11 protein-coding genes are annotated in these 15,063 nt (G+C 73.4%); 7 read left to right on the top strand and 4 right to left on the bottom strand.

Annotation, left to right across the window (positions count from 1 at the left end):
* Window positions 1–3 precede the first annotated feature (3 nt).
* From nuoL to ACWIX3_RS01340, 5 genes are all read left to right on the top strand, one after another.
* The gene (gene nuoL, locus ACWIX3_RS01360) at window positions 4–1,899 is read left to right on the top strand and encodes an NADH-quinone oxidoreductase subunit L (protein WP_448610291.1); all 1,896 of its coding nucleotides are present in this window, start codon (window positions 4–6) and stop codon (window positions 1,897–1,899) included.
* Between the two features lie 31 nt (window positions 1,900–1,930).
* Window positions 1,931–3,568 carry an NADH-quinone oxidoreductase subunit M gene (locus ACWIX3_RS01355; RefSeq protein WP_448610290.1) on the top strand — a complete coding sequence of 546 codons (1,638 nt, stop codon included), beginning with the start codon at window positions 1,931–1,933 and terminating at the stop codon, window positions 3,566–3,568.
* Window positions 3,568–5,115 carry an NADH-quinone oxidoreductase subunit NuoN gene (nuoN, locus tag ACWIX3_RS01350; RefSeq protein ID WP_448610289.1) on the top strand — a complete coding sequence of 516 codons (1,548 nt, stop codon included), beginning with the start codon at window positions 3,568–3,570 and terminating at the stop codon, window positions 5,113–5,115. The genes ACWIX3_RS01355 and nuoN overlap by 1 nt, the downstream gene beginning before the upstream one ends.
* Window positions 5,115–6,173, top strand: coding sequence for a polyprenyl synthetase family protein (locus ACWIX3_RS01345; RefSeq protein ID WP_448610288.1), 1,059 nt, complete (start codon window positions 5,115–5,117; stop codon window positions 6,171–6,173). The genes nuoN and ACWIX3_RS01345 overlap by 1 nt, the downstream gene beginning before the upstream one ends.
* A 100-nt stretch (window positions 6,174–6,273) precedes the next feature.
* Window positions 6,274–7,494: a PQQ-dependent sugar dehydrogenase gene (locus ACWIX3_RS01340; RefSeq protein WP_448610287.1), complete on the top strand. Its 1,221-nt coding sequence runs from the start codon at window positions 6,274–6,276 to the stop codon at window positions 7,492–7,494.
* Between the two features lie 115 nt (window positions 7,495–7,609).
* Here ACWIX3_RS01340 and ACWIX3_RS01335 read toward each other — a convergent pair whose 3' ends face one another.
* Entirely contained in the window at window positions 7,610–8,269 is a 660-nt protein-coding gene (locus tag ACWIX3_RS01335; RefSeq protein WP_448610286.1) for a pyridoxamine 5'-phosphate oxidase family protein, read from the bottom strand.
* Window positions 8,270–8,352: 83 nt separating this feature from the next.
* On the opposite strand from ACWIX3_RS01335, the gene pdxR reads away from it, so the two are divergent.
* Window positions 8,353–9,726 carry a MocR-like pyridoxine biosynthesis transcription factor PdxR gene (gene pdxR, locus ACWIX3_RS01330; RefSeq protein WP_448610285.1) on the top strand — a complete coding sequence of 458 codons (1,374 nt, stop codon included), beginning with the start codon at window positions 8,353–8,355 and terminating at the stop codon, window positions 9,724–9,726.
* A gap of 50 nt (window positions 9,727–9,776) precedes the next feature.
* Here the strand turns inward: pdxR and ACWIX3_RS01325 are convergent, their stop codons facing one another.
* Both ACWIX3_RS01325 and ACWIX3_RS01320 read right to left on the bottom strand, forming a co-directional pair.
* Window positions 9,777–10,868 (bottom strand): 2-oxoacid:ferredoxin oxidoreductase subunit beta, encoded by a 1,092-nt coding sequence (locus tag ACWIX3_RS01325; RefSeq protein WP_448610284.1) that lies wholly within the window; start codon window positions 10,866–10,868, stop codon window positions 9,777–9,779.
* Window positions 10,865–12,808, bottom strand: coding sequence for a 2-oxoacid:acceptor oxidoreductase subunit alpha (locus ACWIX3_RS01320; RefSeq protein WP_448610283.1), 1,944 nt, complete (start codon window positions 12,806–12,808; stop codon window positions 10,865–10,867). The genes ACWIX3_RS01325 and ACWIX3_RS01320 overlap by 4 nt, the downstream gene beginning before the upstream one ends.
* Before the next feature lie 207 nt (window positions 12,809–13,015).
* On the opposite strand from ACWIX3_RS01320, the gene htpX reads away from it, so the two are divergent.
* Window positions 13,016–13,888 (top strand): zinc metalloprotease HtpX, encoded by an 873-nt coding sequence (htpX, locus tag ACWIX3_RS01315; protein WP_448610282.1) that lies wholly within the window; start codon window positions 13,016–13,018, stop codon window positions 13,886–13,888.
* A gap of 591 nt (window positions 13,889–14,479) precedes the next feature.
* Here the strand turns inward: htpX and ACWIX3_RS01310 are convergent.
* Entirely contained in the window at window positions 14,480–15,043 is a 564-nt protein-coding gene (locus ACWIX3_RS01310; protein ID WP_448610281.1) for a dihydrofolate reductase family protein, read from the bottom strand.
* Between the last annotated feature and the right edge of the window lie 20 nt (window positions 15,044–15,063).

Below are 15,063 nucleotides of genomic sequence, written 5' to 3'. Positions count from 1 at the left end.
CAGATGGACACCGTGCCCGCTGACGGGCTGATCACCGCGTCCTGGCTGCTCATCGCGCTGCCGCTGGCCGGCGCCGCCGTCCTGCTGCTGGGTGGACGGCGCACCGACCGGTGGGGGCACCTGCTGGGCACCGGCACCGTGGTCGCGGCCTTCGTGATCGGCCTGCTCTGCACGCTGCAGCTGGACGGCCGGCGGCTCGACGTCGACCTGTTCACCTTCGTCGCGACCGGGTCGCTGGACGTGCAGGCCGGCCTGCTGTTCGACCCGCTGGCGGCGGTGTTCGTGCTGCTGATCACCGGCGTGGGCGCGCTGATCCACGTCTACTCGATCGGCTACATGGCGCACGACCCGCGCCGTCGGCGGTTCTTCGCCTACCTGAACCTGTTCGTCGCGGCGATGCTGCTGCTGGTCCTCGGCGACAACTTCGTAGCCCTCTACGTCGGCTGGGAGGGCGTGGGCCTGGCGTCCTACCTGCTGATCGCCTTCTGGCACGAGCGCCCGTCGGCGGCGACCGCCGCGAAGAAGGCGTTCATCATGAACCGGGTCGGCGACGTCGGGCTGGCGCTGGCGATCTTCCTGATGTTCGCCCAGCTGGGCACCGTCTCCTACGACGGCGTCTTCGGCGCGGTCGGCAGCCTGGCCGGCGGCACGGTGACCGCCATCGGGCTGCTGCTCCTGCTCGGCGCGTGCGGCAAGTCCGGCCAGTTCCCGCTGCAGGCGTGGCTGCCCGACGCCATGGAGGGCCCGACCCCGGTGTCGGCGCTGATCCACGCGGCCACCATGGTCACCGCCGGCGTCTACCTCATCGCCCGCTGCGCACCGATCTACGACGCGACGCCCACAGCGCGGGCCGTCGTCCTGGCCGTCGGGGCCATCACGCTGATGATCGGGGCGATCGCCGGCTGCGCCCAGGACGACATCAAGAAGGTGCTGGCCTACTCCACGGTCAGCCAGATCGGCTACATGTTCCTGGCCGTCGGGCTCGGCCCGGTCGGCTACGTCGCGGGCCTCGCGCACCTGCTCACCCACGGCTTCTTCAAGGCCGGCCTGTTCCTCGGCGCCGGCTCGGTGATGCACGCGATGAACGACGACGTCGACATGCGCCGCTTCGGCGGGCTGGCCTCGCGGATGAAGGTCACCTTCGTGACGTTCGGCCTGGGGTACCTGGCGCTGATCGGCTTCCCGTTCCTGTCCGGCTTCTACACCAAGGACGCGATCATCGAGGCCGCGTTCGACCGCGGCGACGGCTGGGGCTACCTGCTCGGCGGGGTGGCGATCCTGGCCGCCGGGCTCACCGCCTTCTACATGACCCGGCTGATGCTCATGACCTTCTTCGGCCGTCCCCGGTGGGAGCCCGGCGTCCACCCGCACGAGTCACCGACGGTGATGACCGCGCCGATGGTGCTGCTCGCCGCCGGTTCGGTCCTCGCCGGCTTCCTGCTGGTCGTCGCCTTCCCGCTGGAGGAGTGGCTGACCCCGGTCTTCGGCGAGCCCGAGGCGGCCGAGCACGTCGTCGCGCCGCTCGTGGTGAGCATCCTCGTCACCGTGGTGATGGCGCTCGGCGTGCTCACCGCCTGGCTGTTCGTCGGCCGCCGCGAGGTCCCGGTGACCGCGCCGGTGCGGGTGTCGCCGGTGACCCGCGCCGCCCGCCACGCCCTCTACGCCGACGCGGTGAACGAGTCGCTGTTCATGCGGCCGGGGCAGTGGCTGACCCGCGCGCTGGTCTTCGTGGACAACCGCGGGGTCGACGGCGCGGTCAACGGGCTGGCCGCGACGCTGGGCGGCTCGTCGTCCCGGCTGGGCCGCACCCAGACCGGGTTCGTCCGCTCCTACGCCCTGTCGATGCTCGGGGGCGCGGTGGTCGTCGCGGGCGCGCTGCTGGCGGTGACGGCCGGGTGACCGGGTCCCTGCAGAACCGAGAGGCGTGGTCGTGATCGACTTCCCGTTCCTGCTCGCGATGATCGCCGTCCCGGCGGTCGGGGCGGCCGCCGTCGCCGCCCTGCCGAAGGGGCGCGAGGGGACCGCCCGGCAGCTCGCGCTGGGCGTCAGCCTGGTCGTGCTGCTGCTCGCCGTCCTGGCGACGGTCGCGTTCGACGCCGGCGGGGAGCGGTTCCAGCTGACGACCTCGGTCTCCTGGATCCCCGACTTCGGCGTCGACTTCGCCCTCGGTGTCGACGGCATCGCGCTGGTGATGCTGCTGCTCGTCGGCGTGCTCGTGCCGGTGGTCGTGGTCGCCTCGTGGCGGGAGGAGCCCACCGGACGGCGTTCCATGCGGGCCTTCTGGGCCTGGCTGCTGCTGCTCGAGTCGATGATGGTCGGCGTCTTCGCCGCGACCGACGTCTTCCTCTTCTACGTCTTCTTCGAGGCGATGCTCGTCCCGATGTACTTCCTGATCGGCAGCTTCGGCGGGCCGCGACGGCAGTACGCGGCGGTCAAGTTCTTCATCTACAGCCTGGTCGGCGGGCTGGTCATGCTGGCCGCCGTCATCGGCCTGTACGTGGTCGGCGCCAACGAGCTGGGCGAGGGGACGTTCGCCTTCGACGCGCTGCGGCAGGTCGAGATCGACCCCGGCGTGCAGAAGCTGCTGTTCCTCGGGTTCTTCGTCGCTTTCGCGATCAAGGCGCCGCTGGTGCCGTTCCACACCTGGTTGCCCGACTCCGGTGCCGAGGCGCCGATCGGCGGGTCGGTGCTGCTGGTCGGCGTCCTGGACAAGGTCGGCACCTTCGGGTTCCTGCGCTACTGCCTGCCGCTGTTCCCCGACGCCTCGCGCGACCTCGCGCCGTACGTGCTCGCCCTGGCGGTCGCCGGCGTCCTCTACGCCGCGCTGCTGGCGATGGGGCAGAGCGACATGAAGCGGCTCGTGTCCTACACCTCGATCGCGCACTTCGGCTTCATCGCGCTGGGGATCTTCGCCTTCACCACGGAGGCGACGACGGGCGCGGTGCTCTACATGGTCAACCACGGCATCGCGACCGGCCTGCTGTTCCTCGTCGTCGGCATGCTCATCGCCCGCGGCGGCTCCCGGCAGGTCGGCGACTACGGGGGCGTGGCCGCCCAGGCGCCGCTGCTGGCCGGCGTCTTCCTCGTCGCGGGCCTGGCCTCCCTCGCGCTGCCGGGCACCAACAGCTTCGTCAGCGAGTTCCTCGTGCTGATCGGTTCCTTCCCGACCCGGCCGGTGTTCACGGTGCTGGCCACCGTCGGCATCGTGCTGGCCGCGCTGTACGTGCTGCTGCTCTACCAACGCACCATGCACGGCCCGCCGCGCGGCGTGCTGCTCGAGCCGTCCCCGGAGACGCCCGCGACCACCATGGGCGGCGGGGGAGGGGCCACGGCGGCGACCGCCACCCTCGAGGCCCCGGCGGCCGCGCCGGCCCGGCTGCGGGTGCGGGACCTGTCCCGCCGCGAGCTGGCCGTCGCCGCGCCGATGGTCGCGCTGATCATCGCGCTCGGGGTCTACCCGCAGCCGCTGATCGACCTGATCGAACCGGCGGTCGCCGCCACCATGAGCGACGTCGGGGCCGACCCGGCCGGCGTCTCGCCCGAGGCTCCCGTCGAGGGGACGGACTGATGATCGAGGCACCGGCCCTCTCGCTGGCCGCGCTGGCACCCCTGCTGTTCGTCTTCGGTGCCGCCTGCGTCGGCGTCCTGGTCGAGGCGTTCGCGCCGCGGGAGGTGCGGCACCCGGTCCAGGTCGCCGTCGCCCTCGTCGGCACCCTCGGCGGGCTGGTCACCAGCCTGCTGCTGGCGGGGGAGCGGCAGGTCACCGCGGGCGGCGCGCTCGCCGTCGACGGCGCCGCGGTCTTCCTGCAGGCCACCATCGCCGGCCTGGGCGCTCTGTCGCTGCTGCTGTTCGCCGAGCGCTCGCTGGATCCGGCCCGGTCGGCGTTCGTCGCCGCGGCGGCCGTGCCCGCGGGCAGCCCGCGCGACCGTGAGCTGGCCACCGCGTCGCGGGTGCAGACCGAGGTCTACCCGCTGGCCACCTTCGCCATCGGCGGCATGATGCTGTTCGTCGCGGCCAACGACCTGCTGATCATGTTCGTCGCGCTCGAGGTGCTCAGCCTGCCGCTGTACCTCATCAGCGGGCTGGCCCGGCGCCGGCGGCTGCTGTCGCAGGAGGCGGCGGTCAAGTACTTCCTGCTGGGCTCCTTCGCCTCCGCCTTCTTCCTCTACGGCCTGGCGCTGGTCTACGGCGCCACCGGCAGCATCCGGCTGTCGGCCATCCGCGAGGCGTCCGCCGCGGAGGCCGGGGGCGGCGTGCTGATGGTGCTCGGCCTGGCCCTGCTGGTGGTCGGGTTGTTGTTCAAGGCCAGCGTGGCGCCCTTCCACGCCTGGACGCCGGACGTCTACCAGGGCGCTCCGACGCCGGTCACCGCTTTCATGGCCGCCTGCACGAAGGTCGCGGCCTTCGGGGCGATCCTGCGGCTGCTCTACGTCGCCTTCGGCACCGCCGAGTGGACGTGGCGGCCGCTGGTCTACGGCATCGCGATCGTCTCGATGGTCGTGGGCGCCGTCCTGGGGCTCACCCAGACCGACCTGAAGCGGATGCTCGCCTACTCCTCGATCGCGCACGCCGGCTTCCTGCTGACCGGTGTCCTCGGGTACGGCAGCGGCGCCGACGGCACCGGCTCCGGGCTCGGCGCGACGATGTTCTACCTGCTGGCCTACGGGCTCACCACGATCGGCGCCTTCGCGGTGCTCACGCTGGTCCGCGACGGCAACGGCGAGGCCACGCACCTGTCGAAGTGGGCGGGCCTGGGCCGCCGGTCGCCGCTCACCGCGGCGGTCATGGCGCTGTTCCTGCTGGCCCTGGCTGGCATCCCGCTCACCAGCGGTTTCACCGGCAAGTTCGCCGTCTTCCGGGCCGCGATCGACGACGGGGCCTGGCCGCTGGTGGTCGTGGCCCTGCTGGCCAGCGCCGTGGCGGCGTTCTTCTACGTGCGGGTGATCGTGCTCATGTACTTCTCCGACCCGGCCGTCGACGGCCCGACCGTCGGCGTCCCCGGCCTGCCGACGACGCTCGTGCTGGCCGTGACCGTCACCGCGACGGTGGTGCTGGGCGTCGTCCCCGGGGCGGTGCTCGATCTCGCCCAGCGGGCGGCTATCTTCGTCGGTTGATGACCGGAGCCAGCGCCGCCGTCGGCGGGGAGACCTCGACCGACTCCTGGCAGCGGATCTCGACCCCCGCCTCGACGATCGGCCCGTGGCTGCCCGAGGGCGACCTCGGTGCCCGGCTCGCCGAGGGCCTGGGTCGGGTCGAGGAGGCACTGCGCACCGCTGTCGGCAGCGAGCACGAGTTCGTGCGGGAGGCAGCCGGGCACCTGGTCGCCGCCGGCGGCAAGCGGTTCCGCCCGTTGCTGTCCCTGCTCGCCGCCGAGCTCGGTGACCCGCACGCCACGGGGGTCACCGAGGCCGCGGTGGTCTGCGAGCTCACCCACCTGGCGACGCTCTACCACGACGACGTCATGGACGAGGCCGTCGTCCGCCGCGGGGCGCCCAGCGCCAACAGCCGGTGGTCCAACAGCATCGCGATCCTCACCGGCGACTTCCTGTTCGCCCGGGCGTCCGACCTGCTCGCCGATCTGGGCCCCGAGGCGGTGCGCATCCAGGCGCGCACCTTCGAGCGGCTGGTCACCGGACAGATCCGCGAGACCGTCGGCGCGCAGCCCGGCGACGACCCGGTCGCCCACTACCTCGAGGTGCTGGCCGACAAGACCGGCTCCCTGGTGGCCACCTCCGCGCGGTTCGGTGCCTCGTTCGCCGGGGTGGACGCCGACCTGGTCGCCGCGCTGACCGCCTTCGGGGAGGAGGTCGGGGTCGCCTTCCAGCTCTCCGACGACCTGCTCGACATCGTCAGCCGGGACGGCGCCTCGGGGAAGTCGCCCGGCACGGACCTGCGGGAGGGCATCGCGACGCTGCCCGCCCTCTTCGCCCTCGCCGGCGACGACCCGGCCGAGCAGCGGCTGCGCGAACTCGTCTCCGGCCCGATCACCGACGACGCCGAGCACGCCGAGGCGCTGGAGCTGCTGCGCTCGTCGGCGGCCCTGCAGCGGGCGACCGAGGTGCTCCGCGAGTACGCCGACCGGGCCCAGGCGCGGTTGTCCGTCGTCCCGGTGGGGCCGGTCCGCGAGGCGCTCTCGGCGCTGTCCGACTACGTCGTCACGCGCACCAGCTGAGGGAGGGCCCCGTGCTCCCCACCGCTCGTAGAAGGACCCCGTCCTCACCGTTCGCAAGCTCACGGTGAGCCTCCGCACGGGGCCGGCGGGGGCTTGCGCGGTGGCCGTCCTGCTGCTGTCCGGGTGTTCCACGGCGGCGGGGGAAGAGCCCGGCGCCGCCGCGCCGGCCACCTCCGCGCCGGCCACCTCCGCGCCGACCAGTTCCGCGCCGACCACCCCCGCGGCGACGACGGTCCCGCCGGCGCCCGCGACGCCCGAGCCCGCGCCCGCCCTCGACGTGACCGTCGTCGCCGACGGGCTGGACCACCCGTGGGACGTCGCCCAGGCCCCCGACGGCACCCTGTTGCTCGACGAGCGGTCCGGCGGGCTCACCGCGGTGCTGCCCGACGGGGCGGTGCGGGAGCTGGCGGCCGGTCTCACGGACCTGTTCGCCACCGGGGAGACCGGGCTCATGGGCCTGGTGCTCGACCCGGGCTTCGCGCAGAGCCGCCGCTTCTACACCTGCCAGGGCGTCGAGGAGGGCGGCGGCGCGGAGATCCAGGTGACCGCCTGGACCGTCGACCCGGGATGGACGACGGCGACCCGCGTCGACGACCCGCTCATCGACGACATCCCGGTCAACGAGCGCCGCGGCCGGCACGGCGGCTGCCGGCTGCGCTTCGACGACAGCGGCGCCCTGCTCGTGGGCACCGGTGACAACGCCGTGGCCACCAACGCCCAGGACCTCGGCACCCTCGCGGGCAAGGTGCTGCGGGTCGACCCGGCCACCGGCGAGGCGGCCGCCGGCAACCCGTTCGTGGGCCGTCCGGGCGCCGACCCGCGGGTGTGGACCTACGGGCACCGCAACGTGCAGGGCCTCGCCGTCCGGCCCGGCTCCGGGCAGGTGTACGCCGCCGAGCACGGCCCTCGCCGGGACGACGAGGTGACCCTGCTGCGGCCCGGCGGCAACGGCGCCTTCGCGCCCCAGGGCCCCGGCTACGGGGAGTTCGTGCCGATGACCGACCTCTCCCTGCCCGACGCGATGCCGGCCACCTGGGCGTCCGGCGAACCCACGATCGCCTCCTCGGGCGCGACCTTCCTCGCCGGCGAGCAGTGGCAGGCGTACGAGGGTCTGCTGCTGCTGGGGGTGCTGAAGGACCAGGGGGTCCTGGCGCTGCGCGTGGCCGACGACGGCACCCTGCTCGAGCAGTTCCGGCTGCCCGAGCTGGAGGGCACGTACGGCCGCATCCGGACCGTGCAGCAGGGCGGGGACGGCGCCCTCTACGTCACCACCGACAACGGCGACGGCGAGGACCAGCTGCTGCGCGTCACGCCGCGGTAGGACAGCTGTCGCGCCGAGTGGGTCCCGGAGAGGTCCGCGCAGGCGGCGTGACACGGGGGCTCACCGCGAGCCGGGGACGGCACCCGGCCGCGGTGCGGTCCGGAGGACCGCGGTGTCACAGCTCCCGGTCGAGCACCCGGGCCGGGACGGGGGTGTCCGGCGGCAGCAGCGGGCAGGGCTCGGGCTCGCCGACCACGGTGCGCAGCGGGAGGACGCCCGCCCACACCGGCGCGGACAGGTCCCGCTCGTCGTCCCCCGGCGGGCCGGTGCGCACCTTGACGCTGGCCTCGGTCAGGTCCAGGGCGAGCAGCGCGGTGGCGGCGAGCTCCTTGCGGTCGGGCCGACGGGTCGCGGCCCAGGAGCCCGGGGCCAGGTGCTCGGTGAGCGCCTCCAGGCCGAGCAGGTGCTCCTCCGGGTCGGTCACCGGCCGGGCCACCTCGTGCACGACGGCGCAGCGGTAGTTCAGGGAGTGGTGGAAGGCCGAGCGGGCGTAGACGACGCCGTCCACGTGGGTGACCGTGAGGCAGACCGGCGCGCCCTCGGCCGCCGCCCGCAGCGTCGCCGCGCCCGTGGAGCCGTGCAGGTACAGGGTGTCGCCCCGTCGTCCGTAGCCGGTCGGCAGCACGACCGGCGAACCGTCCAGCACGACGCCCAGGTGCCCCACCAGGCCGGCGTCCAGCACCGCGTACAGCTCGGTGCGGTCGGTCCGGGCGCGCTTCGCACCTCGACGGATCGTGCTGCGGGGTGTGGGGGAGAGCGGCGGTGCGGTGTCCATGGCCCCACCGTGCCCGCCCGGGTGGCCTCCTCCCAGGGCCAATACGCTGCCATTCCGGGAGGCCACTGCGAGGGGGGTGCGGCGTGGTCGACGTGCCACCGGTGGTCCTCGACCGGGCGTCCGGGACGCCGCTGTCGGTCCAGCTGGCCGACGCGCTGCGGACGGCGACGGTGGACGGCACGCTGCGCCCGGGCGACCGGCTGCCGTCCACGCGCGAGCTCGCCGTCGCGCTCCGGGTCAGCCGCACCGTCACCGCCGCCGCCTACGACCAGCTGCTGGCCGAGGGGTGGGCGGACGGGCGGCGCGGTGTCGGCACCTTCGTCGTCGGTACGGCGACCGCGGGCCCGGCACGGTCCCCGGCGTCACCCCCGGCTCCTCGGAGCACGCCGTCACCGATCGACCTGCGGGCCGGGGCACCCTGCCTGGAGGTCCTGGACCGCTCCGCCTGGCGGCGTGCGTGGCGCGCGGCCGGGGACCCCGCCCCCGACGCCGGCCCGGAGCCGGCCGGGGACCCGGGCTTCCAGCGGGCGGTGACCGAGCACCTGCTCCGGCACCGAGGTCTCGCCGCGGCGCCCGGCGACGTGCTGGCCACGACGGGGACCTCGGCCGCGGTCGCCGAGCTGGCCCGGCTGCTGCCTGCCGGCAGCCGGGTGGGCGTCGAGGACCCCGGCTACCAGCGCGTGGTCGGCGCGCTCCGCGACGCCGGCGTAACGGTGGTGCCGCTCCCCGTGGACGGCGACGGCCTGGTGGTCGAGGCGGTGCCCCCCGGGCTCGCGGCGGTGTACTGCACGCCCGCTCACCAGTACCCGCTCGGGCGCCGGCTCTCCGCGGCCCGCAGGCTCGCCCTCGTCGCCCGTGCCCGCGCCGAGGGCTGGTGGGTGCTGGAGGACGACTACGACGGCGAACTGCGCTACGACGTCGCGCCGCTGCCGCTGCTGGGCGCGCTCGGCCCGGACGTCACGGTGCACCTCGGCACCAGCAGCAAGATCGTCAGCCCGACGCTGGGGGTGGGCTGGCTGGTCGCCCCGCCGGAACTGCGCGTCGCGCTGGTCGCGCGGCGGACGGCGACCGGCACCCGGCCCGCGCGGGCGGGGCAGCGCGTGTTCGCCGCCCTGGCCGCGAACGGGGATCTGGCCCGGCACCTGCGCCGGCTCCGGCGCGAGCTCGCGGCCCGGCGCGAGCAGGTGCTGGCGGCGGTGGCCGCAGGTGGGGTGCAGGCCGAGGGTGACCCGGCCGGCGCCCACGTCCTCGTGCCGCTGCCCGGCCTGCGCGTCGAGGAGGCGGTCGTCGCCGCGGCGGCCGGGGACGGCGTCGCGGTGGACGGACTCGGGCGCCACTGGACGAGGCCCGGTCCGCACGCGGCCGGACTGGTCGTGGGCTTCGCCGCGCCGACCCGCGCCGACCTGGGCCGCGCCCTGCCGGTGCTGACCGGGGCGTTGCGGCGGGCCCTGGCCTGAACGCGGACCGGCCCGCCTCCCCGGGAGGGAGACGGGCCGGTCGAGGTGGATCAGGCGCTGACGGTCCAGGTGTCGTTGCCGCTCAGCAGTGCGTCCAGGTCCGCAGGCGAGGAGGTGCGGGCCTCCTCGACCTGGTCGGCCATCATCCGGTCGTAGGTCGGCTTCGCGACCGACCGGAAGACGCCCATCGGCGTGTAGCGCAGGTCCTGGCTGGACAGCCGGGACAGCGCGAACGCGTACGACGGGTCCTGGCGGGTGGCGTCGTGCACCACGATCTCGCCGGCGTCCACCTGGTCGGTCTCGGCGATCCGCAGGCCGCCGAACTCGTCACGGACCACGCAGGAGGCGCCGTCCGGGCCGAACACCAGCGGCTGGCCGTGGACCAGCGGGATCGACCACTGCACACCGGTGGTCGGGTCCTTGAGCAGGTCGAACGCGCCGTCGTTGAAGATGTTGCAGTTCTGGTAGATCTCGACCAGCGCGGTGCCCTGGTGCTCGGCGGCCTGCCGCAGCACCTCGGTGAGGCCCTTGCGGTCGGAGTCCATGGCCCGGCCGACGAAGGTGGCGTCGGCGCCCAGCGCCAGCGACACCGGGTTGAACGGGTGGTCCAGCGAGCCCATCGGGGTGGACTTGGTGACCTTGCCGACCTCGCTGGTGGGCGAGTACTGGCCCTTGGTGAGCCCGTAGATCCGGTTGTTGAACAGCAGGATCTTCAGGTTCACGTTGCGGCGCAGCGTGTGGATCAGGTGGTTGCCACCGATGGACAGCGCGTCGCCGTCCCCGGTCACGACCCACACCGACAGGTCCGGGCGGGACGCCGCCAGGCCGGTCGCGATCGCCGGCGCGCGGCCGTGGATCGAGTGCATCCCGTAGGTGTTCATGTAGTACGGGAAGCGCGAGGAGCAGCCGATGCCCGAGACGATGACCATGTCCTCGCGCGCGATGCCGAGGGTGGGCAGGAAGCTCTGGACCGCGTTGAGGATGACGTAGTCACCGCAACCGGGGCACCAGCGCACCTCCTGGTCGGTCTTGAGGTCCTTGGCCTTGAGGTCGGTGCGCTTGTCGCCCTGGGTCTCCAGCGAGCGGGCGACGGCGTCGGCGATGGGACCGTCGGCCGGCATGCCGAGGTCGATGGTGGTCACTGGGTGCCTCCGGTGGTGGAGTCGATGACGTCCTGCACGACCGCAGCGAGCTCGGCGGCCCGGAAGGGCAGCCCGCGCACCTGCGTGTGGCTCTCGATGTCGACGAGGTACTTGGCGCGCAGCAGCATGGACAGCTGCCCGAGGTTCATCTCCGGGCAGACGACCCGGTCGTAGCGGCGCAGCACCTCGCCGAGGTCGGCCGGGAACGGGTTGAGGTGACGCAGGTGGATCTGCGCGACCGACCGCCCCGAGTGCCGGATCCGCCGGCAGGCCGCGCCGATGGGCCCGTACGTCGAGCCCCAGCCGATGACGGCCACGCGGGCCCTCTCGCCGTTGGGGCCGTCCGGGTCGTCGACGTCGGTGGGCGGGATGCTCGCCGCGATGCCGTCGACCTTCGCCTGGCGCAGCCGGGTCATCAGGTCGTGGTTGGCGGGGTCGTAGGAGATGTTGCCGGTCTTGTCGGCCTTCTCCAGGCCGCCGATGCGGTGCTGCATCCCCGACGTCCCCGGGATGGCCCACGGGCGGGCCAGCGTCTCCGGGTCGCGCAGGTAGGGGAGGAACTCCGGCGTCCCGTCGGCGGTGGTGCCGTTGGGCTCGGTGGCGAACTCCACCGAGAGGTCCGGCAGCTCGTCGACGTCCGGGATCTGCCACGGCTCGGCGCCGTTGGCCAGGTAGCCGTCGGAGAGCAGCATGACCGGGGTGCGGTAGGTCAGCGCGATCCGCGCGGCCTCGAGGGCGGCGTCGAAGCAGTCGGCGGGGGAGCGCGGCGCGATGACCGGCACGGGGGCCTCGCCGTTGCGGCCGAACATCGCCTGCAGCAGGTCCGACTGCTCGGTCTTGGTGGGCAGCCCGGTCGAGGGGCCGCCGCGCTGCACGTCGACGACGACCAGAGGCAGCTCGGTCATGACCGCCAGGCCCAGCGCTTCGGACTTCAGCGAGATCCCCGGCCCGGACGTCGTCGTGACGCCGAGGGCGCCGCCGAAGGAGGCGCCGATCGCCGAGGCGATGCCGGCGATCTCGTCCTCGGCCTGGAAGGTGCGGACGCCGAAGGACTTGTGCCGGGACAGCTCGTGGAGGATGTCCGACGCCGGGGTGATCGGGTAGGCGCCGAGGAACACCGGCAGGCCCGAGCGCTGCCCGGCCGCGACGATGCCCAGGGCCAGCGCCTGGTTGCCGGAGATGTTGCGGTAGCGGCCCGGCGCCATCGGGGCGGGCTTGATCTCGTAGGAGACCGCGAAGGCCTCCGTCGTCTCGCCGTAGTTGTAACCGGCCCGGAAGGCGGCGATGTTGGCCGCGGCGATCTGGGGCTTGCGGCGGAACTGGCGCTCGAGGAAGCGGACGGTGCCCTCGGTGGGCCGGTGGTACATCCAGCTCAGCAGGCCGAGCGTGAACATGTTCTTCGAGCGCTCGGCCTCCTTCTTGCCGAGGCCGGAGTCGGCGAGCGCCTCGAGGGTGAGGGTGGTCAGCGGCACGCTCACCAGCTGCCAGCCCTGCAGGGAGTCGTCCTCGAGCGGGTTGCTGGCGTAGCCGACCTTGGCCAGGTTGCGCGGGGTGAACTCGTCGGCGTCGACGATGAGCAGCCCGCCGCCGGGCAGGTCGGAGAGGTTGGCCTTGAGTGCGGCCGGGTTCATGGCGACCAGCACGTCCGGGGCATCGCCCGGCGTCATGATGTCGTGGTCGGCGAAGTGCAGCTGGAAGGAGCTGACACCCGGCAGGGTCCCCGTTGGCGCGCGGATCTCGGCGGGGAAGTTCGGCAGCGTCGAGAGGTCGTTGCCGAAGGACGCCGTCTCGCTGGTGAAGCGGTTGCCGGTGAGCTGCATGCCGTCGCCGGAGTCACCCGCGAGCCGGATGACGACGCGGTCGAGCGCGACGACGCTCTTGACGAAGGGCGTCGAGCTCCCCGCCGTGCTGTCGGCGACGGACGGGTCTGTCGTGGTCATCAGTGGTGCACCTCCACCGGCCGAGGTTACGTGTCCGTCACACCGCGCGGACCTGTGATGCGAGTGACGGTCGAGACGGCCGGGGACCCCCCCGGCACCTGACAGCCCCAACCCCGGCAGGAGCCGGCCCATTCCGTGAGCGCGGTCGCATCCCGCCGGGGGGGCCGCCCGGGGAACGGCCTCCCCGGGGACGGCGTTGGTCGGGACGTGCAGCGCTGGAGCAACGGACTCAAGACCGCGGTGCTCCTGGGTCTGATGGGCGGCCTCATCCTCGCCGCCGGCGCCCTGGTCGGCGGCCGGGGTGGCCTGCTCATCGCCCTGGCCATCGCGCTGGCGGTCAACGGCTACGCGTACTTCAACTCGGACAAGCTGGCCCTGCGGGCGATGCGGGCCTTCCCGGTGACCGAGACGCAGGCGCCGCAGCTCTACGCGATGGTGCGCGACCTGGCCACCGAGGCCCGGCAGCCGATGCCGCGGCTCTACGTCAGCCCGACCAACCAGCCCAACGCCTTCGCGACCGGCCGGAACCCGCGCAACGCGGCCGTCTGCGTCACCCAGGGCATCCTCGAGCTGCTCGACCGCCGGGAGCTGCGTGGCGTGCTCGCCCACGAGCTCTCGCACGTCTACAACCGGGACATCCTGATCAGCTCGGTCGCCGGCGCCATGGCCACGGTGATCACCTACCTGGCGCACATGGCGATGTTCGCCTCGCTGTTCGGCGGCCGGTCGGAGGACGACCGCGGCGGCGGCAACGCGCTCGGCAGCCTGCTGCTGGTCTTCCTCGGCCCGTTGGCGGCCGGCCTGGTGCAGATGGCGGTCAGCCGCAGCCGGGAGTACCAGGCCGACGCCTCCGGTGCGGCGTTGTCGCAGGACCCGCTGGCGCTGGCCTCCGCGCTGCGCAAGATCGCCTCGGGCGCGGCCGCCCGGCCGCTGCCCCAGGAGGACCGGCTGGTGACCCAGAGCCACCTGATGATCGCCAACCCGTTCCGCGGGCAGGGCCTGGCGTCGATGTTCGCCACCCACCCACCGATGCCCGAGCGCATCGCCCGCCTGGAGCAGATGGCCCGGGAGCTCGGTTGAGGGCCCCCTCGCCCCCACCCCTCGTTCCTCGGGGCGGGCCCCCGCGAGGAAAGGACCCCGTCCTCCCCACCCTTCGCAAGCTCTAGGGCGGGACCCGGGACGGGGCCGTCGCCTGTAGTCGTCGAACTGGCCCGGGGTATGCGGCTCTCGTTGGCGATCGACGGAATGCGCAGCTGACCTGCGTTTTCGTCGTTGGGCGGGGTTGGTTGACCTCCGCGAGAGTTGGCCGAGTTGCGGACATCTTGCGAACTCTGCGGACTGTGTGCGGCCCGAGAGGGGTGATGTGCGGCCGACTCCGAGCCGTCCCCGAACGACGAGGCTGCTCCACAGCCGCCCTGAGGATGCCCGGCTGCACCGGGTCGCCGGAGGGGCGCTTCGCGTCCCTTCGGGATGGGCCTGCGGCCCACCGTTCCCCCGACCCGCCGCACCCGGACTGGGGCCGGGTGCCAGGAGCAGCCAGGAGTGTGTGGCAGGCCGGAGCGATCACCATGCCGGAGCGATCACCATGCCGGAGCGATCACCACAAGGGGATCCCCTGACGGCCACGAGATCCTCGGGTGGCCCGAGCCCGCGCCGATCCGAGGTCGGAATTCACCGCCTGGTCTCGTACCTGGTCAGGAGCACGCCGTCGGGAAACGTCCGGGTCTCCACCAGGTTCAGGTTCACCCAGTTGTGCAGGGCGGTGAAGAACGGCGTGCCGCCGCCCACCAGGACCGGGTGGGTGACGATCGCGTACTCGTCGATCAGCCCGGCCCGCATGACCGCCGCGGCGAGGGTGGCGCCACCGACGTCCATGGGACCGCCATCCTCGGTCTTGAGCCGGGTGATCTCGGTGACCGCGTCGCCGGTGACCAGGCGGGCGTTCCAGTCGACTGCGCTGGTCGTCGAGGAGAACACCACCTTCGGCATGCCCCGCCAGCGGCGGGCGAACTCGATCTGCGCGGGTGCGGCGCCAGGCTGCTGGTCGGCGGTCGGCCAGTGGGAACTCATCGTCTCCCACAGTTTGCGCCCGTACAGCGCCAGGCCCGTCGCGCCCACCCGGTCGGACCACCACTGGAACAGCTCGTCGCTCGGCACGCTCCAGCCGAGGTCGTCGCCGGGCGCGGCGATGTAGCCGTCCAGGCTCAGGTTCATGCCAAAGGTCAGTTTCCGCATGGCGTCACCTCCCGTGAGTC

This window comes from Geodermatophilus sp. URMC 60 (genome assembly GCF_053502585.1).
The sequence above is the reverse complement of the archived record's forward strand: the minus strand, read 5'-3'. Positions and strand labels throughout refer to the sequence as shown.

What these genes read in the sequence shown, in the direction of transcription:
- ACWIX3_RS01345 (WP_448610288.1), top strand. Translation starts at nt 5,115, where the DNA reads ATGACCGGAGCCAGCGCCGCCGTCGGCGGGGAGACCTCGACCGACTCC.
- ACWIX3_RS01310 (WP_448610281.1), bottom strand. Translation starts at nt 15,043, where the DNA reads ATGCGGAAACTGACCTTTGGCATGAACCTGAGCCTGGACGGCTACATC.
- nuoN (WP_448610289.1), top strand. Translation starts at nt 3,568, where the DNA reads ATGATCGAGGCACCGGCCCTCTCGCTGGCCGCGCTGGCACCCCTGCTG.
- ACWIX3_RS01335 (WP_448610286.1), bottom strand. Translation starts at nt 8,269, where the DNA reads ATGGACACCGCACCGCCGCTCTCCCCCACACCCCGCAGCACGATCCGT.
- ACWIX3_RS01320 (WP_448610283.1), bottom strand. Translation starts at nt 12,808, where the DNA reads ATGACCACGACAGACCCGTCCGTCGCCGACAGCACGGCGGGGAGCTCG.
- nuoL (WP_448610291.1), top strand. Translation starts at nt 4, where the DNA reads ATGGACACCGTGCCCGCTGACGGGCTGATCACCGCGTCCTGGCTGCTC.